Here is a 14,119-nt window from a genome sequence, read left to right on the forward strand (position 1 = left end):
AAAGAGTAACGCATGCGAACACGTACTAAAATTTGTGGCATTACTCGCGTTGAAGATGCACGTGCTGCGGTAGATCATGGCGCAGATGCGATAGGTTTTGTATTTTATCCACCTAGCCCAAGAGCGGTGACTGCTGTTCAAGCACAGCAGATTGCACAGGTTATACCTCCTTATGTCCAAATAGTGGGTTTATTTGTAGATGCAACGTTGGTGGATATTCAAGAGACATTACAGCATGTGGCGCTAGACGTGTTACAATTTCATGGGCAAGAAACACCAAGCCAATGTGCTCACTTGGCCAAACAAGTCGGTCGGCGTTGGTACAAAGCAATACAGGTGCATGCACAATTGGATGTACATCAAGAAATCCAGCGTTATTGTCAAGCGGGTGCAAGTGCGGTATTACTAGATGCATGGCACCCTGTACTAAAAGGTGGCACAGGACATTCATTTGATTGGTCTGTATTTCCCACCTCGTCCACTGCTTTAATTTTAGCGGGTGGGCTTACTCCAGAAAATGTGAAACAAGCCATCACAATAACAACACCTTTTGCCGTAGATGTGAGTGGTGGTGTAGAGTCGGCAAAAGGAATAAAAGATCATCAACTGATTAAAGCGTTTATGCAAGGAGTCCATTGTGGATCAGCAAACGAAGATTGACTACACACAATATCCAGATGCTCGTGGGCATTTTGGTATTCATGGCGGACGATTTGTCTCAGAAACTTTGATGGCAGCCCTCGAAGATTTAGAAAATTTATACGAGCGTATGAAAGGCGATGCCCAGTTTTTGGCCGAATTTGACCGTGATATGGCGTACTACGTGGGTCGCCCAAGTCCTCTTTATTATGCTGAGCGATGGTCAAAAGAGCTCGGTGGTGCACAAATTTATTTAAAACGTGAAGATTTGAATCATACCGGTTCGCACAAAGTAAATAACACGATTGGGCAAGCCTTGTTGGCAAAACTTTCAGGAAAAACACGTATTATTGCAGAAACAGGAGCAGGTCAGCATGGGGTTGCAACAGCAACGATTGCTGCACGTTTGGGGTTAGAATGCGTGGTTTACATGGGCGCAGATGACGTGAAACGTCAAGCCATGAACGTTTATCGAATGCGATTGCTCGGTGCAAAAGTTGTACCTGTGAGCAGTGGTTCACGTACATTAAAAGATGCTTTAAATGAAGCCATGAGAGACTGGGTGAGTAATGTAGATAATACATATTACATTATTGGAACAGTGGCAGGGCCTCATCCATATCCGCAATTGGTACGTGATTTTCAGTCAATTATTGGTCGTGAAGCACGCCGTCAAATTCAAGAACAAGCTGGACGTTTACCTGATGCTTTAGTGGCATGTGTAGGCGGTGGATCAAATGCCATTGGTTTATTTTATCCATTTCTTAATGATGAATCTGTCAAAATGTATGGTGTTGAAGCTGCAGGTTTGGGTGTAGAAACAGGTAAACACTCAGCACCACTCAATGCAGGCCATGTGGGGGTATTACATGGCAATCGTACATATCTCATGAGTGATGCACAAGGTCAGATCATTGAAACACATAGTATTTCTGCAGGTTTAGACTATCCAGGTGTGGGTCCGGAGCATAGCTTTTTGAAAGATATGAAACGAGTAAACTATGTACCAATTATTGACGATGAAGCTTTGCAAGGCTTTAGAGATCTGACACGTATAGAGGGAATCATTCCTGCTTTAGAAAGCGCACATGCCATGGCATATGTAACTCAACTTGCCCCAACCATGAGTCAAGATCAAATCATTATTGCAACCGTTTCTGGTCGAGGAGATAAAGACCTTTTGACGATGGCAAATATAGACGGTATTGAAATGGTTGATATGTAAATCATGTTTAAATAAAAAAGGTGCTCATGAGCACCTTTTTTATTTTGGGTGAATTATGCAAAGGCTTATTTAAAGGTATGATGTGTTTTAAATAATTGTTATTTAAACTATTTATTCATATTTTTGCTAAAAATATGCCATATGTGAAAAAATAAACCTCTCAAAAAAAGATATCTTTGATCATTGAGAAAAACAACGAAATATTGATTAATGTAGGCCTAAATGTGTATAACGCATAGCTTCACGTCATAACGTGATTTGGGTGACTGTGCAAGGCATAAAAAATAGCGTTACAATGGGTTGTATCTTAAACAACATTAAAGTAATCCCTCCTATTTAAAACTATGCAAGGAAAAGAACTATTATGAGTCGTCTCGCTCAACGTTTTGACCAGCTTAAATCCCAAAAACGCAAAGCATTGGTGTCGTATGTTATGGCTGGTGACCCACAGCCAGATGTAACTGTTGCATTGTTACATCAAATGGTCGATGCAGGTGTCGATGTGCTTGAGTTAGGATTGCCTTTTTCAGATCCAATGGCAGATGGTCCTGTAATTGCCTTGGCTGCAGAACGTGCACTTGCAGGGGGAACCAGTACCTTAGATGTTTTAAACATGGTAGAAAAGTTTCGTGATCGTGACGCAGACACGCCTGTCGTACTGATGGGATATTTAAATCCTATTGAAGTCATTGGTTATGAAAATTTTGTAAAACAAGCCAAGCAAAGTGGTGTAGATGGTATTTTGTTGGTTGATTTGCCGCCTGAAGAAGCCTATGAGTTTAATCAAGTGTTAAAACAGTATGGGTTAGATCAAATATTTTTAATTGCACCAACTTCAAAAAATGAACGAATTGCACATGTCGTGAAACAAGCAAGTGGATTTATTTATTATGTTTCACTAAAAGGTGTGACAGGGGCAGCCACATTAAATGTAGAAGAAGCAGCACAGCGGATTGCCTACATTCAACAACAAACAGATATTCCTGTTGGCGTTGGTTTTGGTATTCATGATGCAGCATCAGCCAAAGCGATGGGTGCTGTAGCAGATGCAGTGATTGTCGGAAGTGTGCTAGTAAAACCTTTTGCTACACTTTCTATCGAACAAGCTACGTTGCAAACGATTAATAAAGTTAAGGAGCTTCGAGCTGCGCTCGATGAACAGTAAGTATGAGTCAAGATGTAAAACCTGCAAAAGTACTAAGCCCAAATACACCGTGGACAGAGCGAGCTGTACCGGGCGTTTATGTACTGACTGAACAAGAAACATTTAAGTCTTCGTTTACAGAGCCAACGGTTGAATGTCCTGAGTGTCATGCATTAACCACTCGTACAGCGATGTCATTTAATGCCTATGTGTGTCCACAATGTGATGAACACTTACGCATGAAAGCTCGTGAGCGCTTAAATTGGTTTTTTGATCAAGTCGATGCAGAACTTGGCCAAAACTATGTCGCAAAAGATCCACTTAAATTTGTAGACAGTAAGCCGTATACCGAACGTATGCTTGATGCACAAAAGAAAACAGGTGAATCAGAAGCTTTGGTTGTTTTACAAGGTCATATTAAAAACATTGCAATGACAGCATGTGCTTTTGAGTTTGACTTTATGGGCGGCTCTATGGGTACAGTGGTGGGTGATCGCTTTGTACAAGCAGCTGAAAGTGCCATTCAAAAAAAACAACCCCTCATTTGTTTTGCTGCATCAGGTGGTGCACGTATGCAAGAAGGAATGTTATCTTTAATGCAAATGGCCAGAACGTCTGCTGCAATTGAAAAGGTTAAAGCAGCAGGTTTACCTTATATCGTTGTGTTAACCCATCCTGTGTATGGTGGAGTGACCGCTTCACTGGCTATGTTAGGAGATGTACATATTGCAGAGCCTAAAGCTATGATTGGGTTTGCAGGCAAACGAGTGATTGAACAAACAGTGCGTGAAAAATTAGAAGAACCGTTCCAACGAGCAGAATATCTACTCGATCATGGTGTGGTCGATCAAATTGTTCATCGTCATTCATTACGTGATACTGTATATCGTATTATCAGCAAGTTGATGAACGTAAATTGAACATAGTCGCACCTTTGCATACCGATGATTTAATGACATGGCTCAATTATTGGGGCCGTGTTCATGTGTCTGGTATCGATCTTGGTTTAGAACGGGTCTTACCTGTAGCACAAACATTAGCCATTACACAGCCACAAGCAAAAATCATTACTGTGGCAGGTACAAATGGAAAAGGGTCAACCACCACCATCATTGCTCAAATACTCAAAGAAGCAGGCTATGATGTAGGTTTATATCAGTCACCCCATATTTATCGTTTTAATGAACGTATTAAAGTGTCGGGCGTTGAAGCAACAGATGTAGAGTTAATCGATGCATTTGTTGCTGTAGATCAAGCACGTAGAGATTGCGGCTTGAGCCTATCGTTTTTTGAAGCCACGACTTTGGCTGCATTTTTAGTGTTTACTCGGCGTAAGTGTGATGTCTGGGTACTCGAAGTTGGCTTAGGTGGTCGTTTAGATGTGGTGAATATTATAGACCCAGATGTGGCGGTCATTACCAATATTGGGCTTGATCATGTCGATTGGTTGGGTGACAGTATTGAAAAAATTGCAAAAGAGAAAGCGGGTATTATTCGACCATATATTCCAACCATCTTTGCAGGACAACAGCCATTACCGCAAGCCATTCAAAATCAAGCTAATATTTGCCACGCACCTTTGTATTGTTATAATCAAGACTTTTTTTATCAAAACAATAGCACGACATGGACATTTTCAACGCCAGCAACAACGCTTGAGTTACCTCAAGGAAAATTAGCCACTCATAACACAGCAACGGCAGTCGCAGCCTTGATGGTTAGTGGCTTAAATGTGAGTGATGATGCTCTTGCTCAAGGGATTGAAAATGCTCATTTGGCAGGGCGTTTTGAAATCGTCAATCTTGATGGTAAGCAAATCATTTTAGATGCAGGACATAATGCACATGGTGTAGAATTTTTGTTACAACAACTTCAGGTATTTCTTTGCCAAAATGCTCAATATACCGAGGTAATTTGCGTATTTTCAATGTTGGTTGATAAAGATATTGAAGCAGTAACGACACAACTTAAATCACATATTAAGGCATGGCATATTGCCGCATTAGAAACGCAACGGGCTGCATCTATTGAACAAATTACAGCTCATCTTCATGATGCTATAGTGCATACTTCTGTAAATATCGAGCAAGCCTTTCAAAAAGCATTAAAGACTTTACAACCACATCAGATTATACTTGTCTGTGGTTCGTTTCACACTTTAGAAACGGTTTGGGAGTCTATAGCACATGTCCATGAATAATAAACAACGTTGGATGGGCGGCGTTGTTCTGCTTGGTGGTAGCACCTTGCTTGCTGCACTGCTGTTTAAAGGTGCACATGAAATCAAAGAAAATCAAGTGCAAGAGGGAGTGAAGCCAGCATCACAGGTGAGCACCTCCAAAACATCTGCACCTGCTAAAATTGAAGAAATGCAGTCACTGCAACCTGTAACAGTAGATATAGAGACAGAAAAACGATTACTTGAAGAACAAAAACGTACTCGAGAAAAAGTTATCGCAGATCAAGAAGAAAAAACTCAAAAATATCTTGCACAACAACAGCTTGCAGAGGCTGCGGCCGCAAAAAAAGCAGCTCAAGAATATGCGCAAATTAATGCACGTCGTGCCAAAGAGCAGGCAGCAGTGAATATGCCACCAGATGCAACGACAACAGATTCATCTACTCAACCGCGTGTAGATCAAAAAAAGCAAGCGCTTGAGGCAAAACAAAAAGCAGATTTAGAAAAAAAAGCTGAAGCAAAGAAGCAAGCTGAGCTCAAAGAAAAAGAGCGCAAAAACCAAGCGTTAGAGAATGAAAAAAAAGAAAAAGAGCGTAAACGTCAAGCACTAGAAAGTGAACAAAAGGCAGAGCAAGAGCTGAAAAAGAAAGCAGATCGTGAACAAGCGAAAAAAGAGCATGAAGAAAAGCTAAAGGCACAAACGCAAAAACAAGAGGTTAAACAAAAAGACAAAGATCCAGTCGAAATAGATACAAAACATAAAATTGAGCAAAGTCATATGCAAACTCAAAATGAGCTTGATCATAAGAAAAAAGCAGATGCAGATAAAGCTCGTGAAATTATGAAAGATGATAACAGTAATAAAAAATGGATGGTACAAGTGGCGTTAGCAGGTAACCAAGCCAATGCAGATGCCATTATTGCGAAACTAAAAGCCAAAGGCTATAAAACGACAACAAGTCCGACCTCAAAAGGGATACGAATTATGGTGGGTCCAAGTAAAAATAAAGACCATGCCGATACACTACGTAAAAAAATCCAAACAGATGACAGTCTAAATATGCCATCTGCTTGGGTGATTGACTGGGTACCTTTAGAAGAACGTTAAGTGCAAATATTTTGGCAGTGTAATAAATAAATACATTACACTGCCTCACGGTGGGTTGTAATCTGTCAAACCAAGGGTGTATAAGCATGCATTTGACAATAAAAGTCATAGTTTTTGTTCAAAAAACTTGTACTTCCAAAAACTAACACCATAATAAACAGTAATGACAAGCATTTATTTTGAACTAGCCAAAATTAGAGAGTGATTCATGTTGGGAAGTCTGATCGGAGGTATCTTCGGTACTAAAAATGAGCGAGAGCTCAAACGTATGCGTAAAATTGTAGATAAAATTAATGCGCTCGAACCGACGATATCTGCGCTCAGTGATGCAGAGCTATCGGAAAAAACACAAGATTTTAAACAGCGCTATCAGTCTGGAAAAAGCTTAGATAGCTTATTACCAGAAGCTTTCGCTGTATGTCGAGAAGCTGCAAAACGCATTATGGGCATGCGCCACTATGATGTGCAATTAATCGGTGGTATTACCTTGCATGAAGGTAAAATTGCCGAAATGCGTACAGGAGAAGGGAAAACCCTTATGGGTACCCTTGCATGTTATTTAAATGCATTAAGTGGTGAAGGCGTACATATCATCACAGTCAATGACTATCTTGCTCAGCGTGATGCAGAACTTAACCGCCCATTGTTTGAATTTTTAGGCCTTACTGTTGGTACGATTTACTCAATGCAAGCGCCAGATGAAAAGGCACACGCATACACCGCAGACATCACTTACGGAACCAATAATGAATTTGGTTTCGATTACCTACGCGACAACATGGTATTTTCATTTGCAGAAAAAAAACAACGTGGTTTAAGCTATGCAATTATTGACGAAGTCGATTCAATTTTAATTGATGAAGCACGTACACCGCTCATTATTTCAGGGCAAAGTGAAGATTCATCACAACTTTATGCAGCAATTAATGCAATTCCACCAAAACTTCACCCGCAAAAAGAAGAAAAAGTTGCAGACGGTGGCCACTTTTGGATTGATGAAAAGCAACGCTCAGTAGAAATGACAGAAATAGGTTATGAGACTGTAGAAAAAGAGCTCATCGCTATGGGATTGTTAGATGAAGGAGATACGCTCTATTCAGCAACAAACTTAAATTTAGTTCATCATGTGTCTGCTGCAATTCGTGCTCACTTTCTCTTTCAAAAAGATGTACAGTACATTATTCATGACGGTGAAATTGTTATTGTCGATGAACATACAGGCCGAACCATGCCCGGTCGTCGTTGGTCAGAAGGTTTACACCAAGCAGTAGAAGCCAAAGAAAAATTAGAAATTCAGCCTGAAAATCAAACACTCGCCACCACAACATTCCAAAACTATTTCCGTCTTTATAAAAAACTTTCAGGGATGACAGGTACCGCAGATACTGAAGCATCAGAAATGAAAGAAATCTATGGTTTAGATGTGGTTCTGATTCCTACACATCGACCAATGGTACGTAAAGATCTAAATGATCTAATTTATCTTAATCGTAATGGTAAATACGATGCAATTGTTGCAGAGATTAAACGTATTCAAGACACAAAAGCTCCAATTTTGGTTGGAACGGCAACGATTGAAGCCAGTGAAATTTTATCTCATAAAATGACTCAAGCGGGCATTAAACACGAAGTATTAAATGCCAAACAACATGAAAGAGAAGCCGATATTATTGCCCAAGCAGGTAGTTTAGGGGCAGTCACGATTGCCACCAATATGGCAGGTCGTGGTACAGATATTTTGCTTGGCGGTAACTGGAAAGCGAAACTGGCTAAAATTGAAAACCCAACAGCAGAAGATGAAGCACGCTTGAAACAACAGTGGCAACTTGATCATGAAGCCGTTCTCGATGCAGGTGGTTTACACATTATTGGTTCAGAACGCCATGAGTCTCGCCGTATTGATAACCAATTACGTGGTCGTGCGGGTCGACAAGGTGACCCCGGATTATCACGGTTTTATTTGTCTTTAGAAGATGATTTGATGCGTATCTTTGCAGGCGATCGCGTCATCGCCATGATGCGAGCGATGGGTTTAAAAGAAGATGAAGCAATAGAACATAAAATGGTGAGTCGTTCGATTGAAAATGCACAGCGTAAAGTAGAAGCACGAAATTTTGATATTCGTAAAAATCTATTGAAATATGATGACGTAAATAACGAACAACGTAAAATCATTTACTCACAACGAGACGAAATTTTAGTTGAAGCGTCATTACAAAACTATCTTGAAGAAATGCATCAAGAAGTGATGACAGGTTTTATAGCCACGTTTATACCACCAGAGTCTATTCATGATCAGTGGGACATTCAAGGGTTGGAAACGGCATTACGTACAGACTTGCACATAGATCTACCAATCCAGCAGTGGTTAGATGATGACCGTAGACTAGATGAAGAAGGTCTAGTCAGACGTATTACAGATCAAGTATTAACCCGTTATCGCGAGCGCCGCCAAAATATGGGTGCTGAAATGGCAGAAATGTTAGAGCGAAACTATACGTTAAATGCGTTAGATCGCCATTGGAAAGAGCATCTATCTGCAATGGATTACTTACGTCAAGGAATTCATCTTAGAGGTTATGCTCAGAAAAATCCTGAACAAGAATATAAAAAAGAAGCCTTTAACTTGTTTGTAAATATGTTAGGTGTGATTAAAAGTGATATTGTGAATGACTTATCAACTGTTAGAGTTCCTTCACCAGAAGAAATGGCAGCGTTAGAAGCACAACAACAAAACACAGATTTGGTGTTTGAGCATGACAATGTCGATGGATTAACAGGTACTGTAACTCAAGATGAATCTATCCAAACTCCGAAAGAACTGACTGCAGATGAAACTACAGCACCAATCAGTCGTAATGCACCATGCCCTTGTGGATCGGGATTAAAATATAAACAATGTCATGGTAAAATTTAACTAAGGCCTTTACAAAAGCAGAACAAGAGTTCTGCTTTTTTATGTTTATCAGCGCGTTTTGACTACTAAATTTTAATAAAAATTTTGCTATAGTAAGGGTCAACACAACAGAGATAAGATGATTATGAAAATAAAACACGGTTTAGTTGCTTCTTTAATTATGGCATCTACAGTTACAATTGCTGCACCAACAACTCCATTTACAACCACGGTTGGTAATGTAAAAGCAGCGATGGGGCCTCAATTGGCAGAAGCCAACTCAAAAGGAAATACGCTTACAATTATTAGCCCGCGTACAGGCATTAGTTACACTTTAGATAATACAGAAGGGCGTACAGTTATTTTACAAACGGATGCTATTGCAGCTGCAAATAACGTGACAGCTAAAAAAATCATTGCACAAAACCCAGCAGTTTCTGAAACAAGCCAACTAAATGCAGAAAAAGTCCTTGTGGATATGTCTGCGCAGTTAAATCAGTAAATAAATAAAATGGGTGTTTTCCCATTGTACCTTCTTTCGTTGTCATATATTAGGAAAAATCATGGCGGTTGGTGATATACACATACCACAAATGCAAGCAGTCAAAGGCTTGAAAATTGGTTCTACAGAAGCATATGTTCGCTATCCCAATCGGCGAGATCTTGTAATTTTTGAATTTTCAGAAGGTACACATGTTGCAGGTATTTTTACACAAAATGCATTTTGTGCTGCCCCTGTTCAGGTGTGTAAAAAACACCTGAACCATGCAGATATTCGTTACCTGATTATTAATACAGGCAATGCAAATGCAGGTACAGGTAAAGAAGGGCTGCAAAACGCATATGCTATGTGTGATGCTGTTGCAAAACATACGAACCATAAAACAGAGCAAGTACTACCATTTTCAACAGGTGTTATCGGCGAACAACTTCCTATAAAACGCATTATAGATGCCATTTCACCTGCATTGAACACCTTAGATGAAAATGCATGGTTAGATGCTGCACATGGCATTATGACGACAGACACCATACCTAAAGGCGCATCAGTAGACATTGAGTTAGATGGTATTGTGTATCATATGACAGGCATCAGTAAAGGTGCTGGTATGATCCGCCCCAATATGGCAACCATGTTGAGTTTTGTTGTCACAGATATACCGATTAGTAAAGTACTTGTAGAGAAGCTACTGAAAGAAGCAGCAGACCAATCATTTAATCGAATTACTGTCGATGGCGATACTTCAACCAATGACTCATGTATTTTTGCAGCAACAGGTCAAGGTGGTGGTCAAGAAATTCTGACGGAAACTGATGCAAGATATGCTTTGGTAAAAGAGAAATTGTTTGAAGTCATGAAACGCCTAGCACAATTAATCGTAAGAGATGGCGAGGGTGCCACAAAATTTATTACGGTTGAAGTTAAAGGTGGTGAAAATACACAAGAGTGTTGTGATGTAGCATATAGTATTGCTCATTCCCCCCTTGTTAAAACTGCTATTTTTGCATCAGATCCAAATTGGGGGCGCATTTTATGTGCAATAGGTTATGCCAATATTGCCCAACTCGATGTAGAAAAAGTTCAAGTGTGGCTAGATGAAGTTCAAATTTGTGAAAATGGTGGGCGAGCACATACTTATAGTGAAGAAGAGGGCGTGCGGATTATGTCCAAACCTGAATTAACAATTCACGTTGACCTTGGTCGAGGGCAAGCAAAAGACACCGTTTACACCTGCGATTTATCATATGATTATGTAAAAATTAATGCAGATTACAGATCTTAAGTAAATTTTAGTGGTTAAGAAATCTCATATAACATATGGGATTTCTTAAATATTCAATTTTAAGTTGTTGAAATGAATAAAAATAGAGCAAAAAATAGTAACTATGATGAATAAATGTTCTATTGATAAAATAAAATGCTTTTTTTTAAATATATGGCTTGACCTAACTCAGATCGAAGCATAGAATGCACACCGTACCGCACGATGTGTGGTGTGAAAGAAGCTGAGAATAATCGGAGCATAGCACAGCCTGGTAGTGCACCTGGTTTGGGACCAGGGGGTCGTAGGTTCGAATCCTACTGCTCCGACCAAAAATCGGCAGAGTATGGATGCTATATATAGCATCAGTTATGCGCCTGTAGCTCAGTTGGATAGAGCATCCGCCTTCTAAGCGGATGGTCACAGGTTCGAATCCTGTCAGGCGCACCATAGTTGTCTGGTAGGTAAAGAACAACCGTTATGGTGGATGTAGCTCAGTTGGTAGAGCCCCGGATTGTGATTCCGGTTGTCGTGGGTTCGAGCCCCATCATTCACCCCAATTTACGGAGCATAGCACAGCCTGGTAGTGCACCTGGTTTGGGACCAGGGGGTCGTAGGTTCGAATCCTACTGCTCCGACCAAAAAATACCGCTTTAAAAAGCGGATTTTTTTTGCCTATAATTTAAGGAGTAACAATGATAGTCACTCTACGATTATTCGCTCGGTGTTCTTCACTATCATTAATATTTAAAGGCTCTGAAGAACCTCTGCCAATCACAATGATATTTTCGTGACTAAAGCCGTTTTGATAAAAAATATCAGCAACACTCTCAGCTCTACCTTTTGACAGTTTAGTATTATATTCGCTCCCTCCTAAATCATCGGTATGCCCAATAATTTTAAGTCTGTAAAGTTTGTATTTAGAGAGTTCTTGTGCAAGTAAAGTCAAACTCGCTTGTTGCTGTGGTGTAACTTTTGATTTATCAAAATCAAATAAAATACGTTCAGATAAACCGAGTGTCCATCCTTCATCTGCTAAGCGAAACCCTTCACGTTGTAACATCAAAGATTGCTTGTAGTTAACACCACCAAGTTGACATCCTGTAAGTAGTTGCAAACTAAGCACACTCAATAGAGTAACTTGTAATAATTTATTCATGATCATTTGGCCTATAAATTTAATGGTGTATAAACCAGTGTTTTGAAGTATTTTTTGCTTGATACATTGCTTGATCTGCTTGATTAATTAATTCCTCTGGTGAGGATGCATAATTGAAATAAGCGACACCAATACTAAAACTAAAAAATATTTCTTGTTCATTAAATATGATTGGTTCATCTTGAGTTTGCATTAATATATTAATATATTCAAATAGTTGATGGTGAGTAAAAATATTTGTTAGCACAACGGCAAACTCATCACCTCCTAAACGGGCAATAAAGCAATGATCTAATAGGGCAGCCTTGAATCGAATCGCCATTTCAATTAATACATTATCACCAGCGAGGTGGCCGTATTTATCATTAATTAATTTGAAATCATTATTATCAATAAATAGTAACACTGTAGATGACTTCTCAACAGGTTGCGTAAAAATGCTCATTAAAAATTGATAAAAATAACTTTTATTGGCTAGGCCTGTGAGTGAATCGTGTTTTGCTTGATAGGATAATTGATGGTTTTCATCTTGTAGTTGGTTATGCCAAGATTGAATTTCTGAAAGTAATTCATTAAACACATGGTTTAGATTTTGAAATTCATAAATTTTATTGTCAGGGAATCGTAAATTATAGGCTTTTTGATCACTCACCAACTGTGCAATATGAGTAAGTGGATAAATAGATTGCATAATGAAACGATAGGTTGTTTTTGTTAAAAACCAAAGAGTGATAAGCATGGCGGCCATACAGATAAAAATTTCAAAAAAGATGGTAAATAAGAAACGTAAAGTTGCTTCAGAGCTACCATAAATTTGTATCACGCCAATTTTTTCTTGATGATAAACAATAAAATTAGAGGGTTGTTTTAAAAACCATCCATTTAATAAATTTTCAAAAAAAGAAAACTGTACCTCAGGTTTTATGCTACTTCCTAGTAAATTATTTTTATTATCGAAAACATAAATTTTTTTAATAGAATGTGTTTGCGTATATTCATTAAGAACTTGTTTTAATATCGCTTCATCTCTAAATACAAGTGCAGGTTGAATACGATCACTTAGTGTATTACCTAGTAAATTAATGTTTTGTTGCACATACGTTTTCATTACAAGAGTGGAGATTGACGTAAACATAAGCAAACAAATCATCAGCATAATAACAAATGCAATTAATTGTGATTTTTTGAATACGCTGCGCAAAGATTTCAATTTTTGGGGTTTCATTAGAATCACTCCATATTCTTTGCAAGTAAAAGAACACGAGGATCAATATGTAGTTTAGAGTGACTCAGGGCATCTAAATTCACATTAAACGTGTAAAAATCTTTTCTTTGGTATAAACAGAAAATGACTTGGCCTTCACATTCAGTATTATTATTGGTGAGAGATAGAGTAAATGGTTGAAAATTACTTCTCAGAATATTATTTTGCTGAGTAATTGATTTATTGGTACTCAAAAAAATAGCATCACAATGTTGGGTTTTTAAATCACCTTCATTGATTAAGACAATATTGTAAGCATAGTTTGTATATTTCATCTGTTGCTTGAAATTTTGAAAAACAGCAGCATCTTCTAATACGCAAATTGTAGGTACCGTAGAGTTCCATTTTGTATAACTTAAAATAGCAAATGTTAATGTATACACATTATGACTGTAACCTGCTGTGGCAAGTTGAGGTAAAATGATTAAACAGACACAAATCAAGAGTTGTTTTAAATAATAAAAAACAGACATAACATCAAAATCGAATGAATTCTAAATCTACTATACTGATAAATGTATAGATAATCATCAATCTGGTTTTAAAACTCCCATATTTGTTCAGATATCACACATTTGATTAAATAAATTGAGATAAGAGATAAAAAGGGGTTGCAAAGGCTAGGGGATTATATATAATGCGTATCCATCGGCGGTGCTGTTGAGAGAAACTTCTTGATAAACAATAGCTTAGTTGATTAATTTAGGGTTTTGACTTTAAATTGATTGGTTGGGGGTTGAGT

The 14,119-nt window shown here is 38.6% G+C and carries 12 protein-coding genes and 4 tRNA genes; 13 read left to right on the forward strand and 3 right to left on the reverse strand.

Translation table 11 applies throughout. The features are described from left to right. Positions 1-12 precede the first annotated feature (12 nt). The 13 genes from I2F17_RS04970 to I2F17_RS05030 all read left to right on the forward strand — a co-directional run bounded on the left by I2F17_RS04970 (position 13) and on the right by I2F17_RS05030 (position 11,595). Positions 13-660 (forward strand): phosphoribosylanthranilate isomerase, encoded by a 648-nt coding sequence (locus I2F17_RS04970; RefSeq protein ID WP_196422290.1) that lies wholly within the window; start codon positions 13-15, stop codon positions 658-660. Next, entirely contained in the window at positions 638-1,864 is a 1,227-nt protein-coding gene (trpB, locus tag I2F17_RS04975; RefSeq protein ID WP_196422291.1) for a tryptophan synthase subunit beta, read from the forward strand. The genes I2F17_RS04970 and trpB overlap by 23 nt, the downstream gene beginning before the upstream one ends. A gap of 364 nt (positions 1,865-2,228) precedes the next feature. Further along, positions 2,229-3,029 carry a tryptophan synthase subunit alpha gene (trpA, locus tag I2F17_RS04980; protein WP_196422292.1) on the forward strand — a complete coding sequence of 267 codons (801 nt, stop codon included), beginning with the start codon at positions 2,229-2,231 and terminating at the stop codon, positions 3,027-3,029. Positions 3,030-3,031: 2 nt separating this feature from the next. Continuing rightward, complete coding sequence (gene accD / locus I2F17_RS04985; protein WP_196422293.1) at positions 3,032-3,928, forward strand: acetyl-CoA carboxylase, carboxyltransferase subunit beta; 897 nt, start codon at positions 3,032-3,034, stop codon at positions 3,926-3,928. Then, positions 3,925-5,208 carry a bifunctional tetrahydrofolate synthase/dihydrofolate synthase gene (folC, locus tag I2F17_RS04990; RefSeq protein WP_211139239.1) on the forward strand — a complete coding sequence of 428 codons (1,284 nt, stop codon included), beginning with the start codon at positions 3,925-3,927 and terminating at the stop codon, positions 5,206-5,208. The genes accD and folC overlap by 4 nt, the downstream gene beginning before the upstream one ends. Then, positions 5,195-6,295, forward strand: coding sequence for an SPOR domain-containing protein (locus I2F17_RS04995; RefSeq protein ID WP_211139240.1), 1,101 nt, complete (start codon positions 5,195-5,197; stop codon positions 6,293-6,295). The genes folC and I2F17_RS04995 overlap by 14 nt, the downstream gene beginning before the upstream one ends. Positions 6,296-6,503: 208 nt before the next feature. Beyond that, the gene (secA, locus tag I2F17_RS05000) at positions 6,504-9,212 is read left to right on the forward strand and encodes a preprotein translocase subunit SecA (RefSeq protein WP_196422296.1); all 2,709 of its coding nucleotides are present in this window, start codon (positions 6,504-6,506) and stop codon (positions 9,210-9,212) included. A 124-nt stretch (positions 9,213-9,336) separates the two neighbouring features. Further along, complete coding sequence (locus I2F17_RS05005) at positions 9,337-9,693, forward strand: hypothetical protein (RefSeq protein ID WP_196422297.1); 357 nt, start codon at positions 9,337-9,339, stop codon at positions 9,691-9,693. Positions 9,694-9,754: 61 nt separating this feature from the next. After that, the gene (argJ, locus tag I2F17_RS05010; RefSeq protein WP_196422298.1) at positions 9,755-10,975 is read left to right on the forward strand and encodes a bifunctional glutamate N-acetyltransferase/amino-acid acetyltransferase ArgJ; all 1,221 of its coding nucleotides are present in this window, start codon (positions 9,755-9,757) and stop codon (positions 10,973-10,975) included. A 234-nt stretch (positions 10,976-11,209) separates the two neighbouring features. Next, positions 11,210-11,286: transfer RNA gene (locus I2F17_RS05015), tRNA-Pro, on the forward strand. Positions 11,287-11,327: 41 nt separating this feature from the next. Next, positions 11,328-11,404: transfer RNA gene (locus I2F17_RS05020), tRNA-Arg, on the forward strand. Positions 11,405-11,437: 33 nt separating this feature from the next. Next, positions 11,438-11,513: transfer RNA gene (locus tag I2F17_RS05025), tRNA-His, on the forward strand. Positions 11,514-11,518: 5 nt separating this feature from the next. Then, a tRNA-Pro gene (locus I2F17_RS05030) sits at positions 11,519-11,595 on the forward strand. 41 nt (positions 11,596-11,636) lie between these two features. On the opposite strand, the gene I2F17_RS05035 is transcribed toward I2F17_RS05030, so the two are convergent. Genes I2F17_RS05035 through I2F17_RS05045 form a run of 3 tightly spaced genes read right to left on the reverse strand, consistent with a single transcriptional unit; the run spans position 11,637 to position 13,850 of the window. After that, entirely contained in the window at positions 11,637-12,113 is a 477-nt protein-coding gene (locus I2F17_RS05035) for an OmpA family protein (RefSeq protein WP_407926545.1), read from the reverse strand. A 19-nt stretch (positions 12,114-12,132) separates the two neighbouring features. Further along, positions 12,133-13,344 carry a diguanylate cyclase domain-containing protein gene (locus I2F17_RS05040; RefSeq protein ID WP_407926548.1) on the reverse strand — a complete coding sequence of 404 codons (1,212 nt, stop codon included), beginning with the start codon at positions 13,342-13,344 and terminating at the stop codon, positions 12,133-12,135. Next, entirely contained in the window at positions 13,344-13,850 is a 507-nt protein-coding gene (locus I2F17_RS05045; protein ID WP_196422301.1) for a YfiR family protein, read from the reverse strand. Before I2F17_RS05045 ends, I2F17_RS05040 begins: the two co-directional genes overlap by 1 nt. Positions 13,851-14,119: the final 269 nt, after the last annotated feature.

Source organism: Acinetobacter baretiae, assembly GCF_015627105.1.
GTDB lineage: Bacteria > Pseudomonadota > Gammaproteobacteria > Pseudomonadales > Moraxellaceae > Acinetobacter > Acinetobacter baretiae.

Bases quoted from the DNA above. Each gene is read 5' to 3' on its own strand.
- I2F17_RS04970 (WP_196422290.1), top strand. From the start codon at position 13: ATGCGAACACGTACTAAAATTTGTGGCATTACTCGCGTTGAAGATGCA.
- I2F17_RS05045 (WP_196422301.1), bottom strand. From the start codon at position 13,850: ATGTCTGTTTTTTATTATTTAAAACAACTCTTGATTTGTGTCTGTTTA.
- trpA (WP_196422292.1), top strand. From the start codon at position 2,229: ATGAGTCGTCTCGCTCAACGTTTTGACCAGCTTAAATCCCAAAAACGC.
- accD (WP_196422293.1), top strand. From the start codon at position 3,032: ATGAGTCAAGATGTAAAACCTGCAAAAGTACTAAGCCCAAATACACCG.
- I2F17_RS05005 (WP_196422297.1), top strand. From the start codon at position 9,337: ATGAAAATAAAACACGGTTTAGTTGCTTCTTTAATTATGGCATCTACA.
- I2F17_RS05035 (WP_407926545.1), bottom strand. From the start codon at position 12,113: ATGAATAAATTATTACAAGTTACTCTATTGAGTGTGCTTAGTTTGCAA.
- secA (WP_196422296.1), top strand. From the start codon at position 6,504: ATGTTGGGAAGTCTGATCGGAGGTATCTTCGGTACTAAAAATGAGCGA.
- argJ (WP_196422298.1), top strand. From the start codon at position 9,755: ATGGCGGTTGGTGATATACACATACCACAAATGCAAGCAGTCAAAGGC.
- I2F17_RS04995 (WP_211139240.1), top strand. From the start codon at position 5,195: ATGTCCATGAATAATAAACAACGTTGGATGGGCGGCGTTGTTCTGCTT.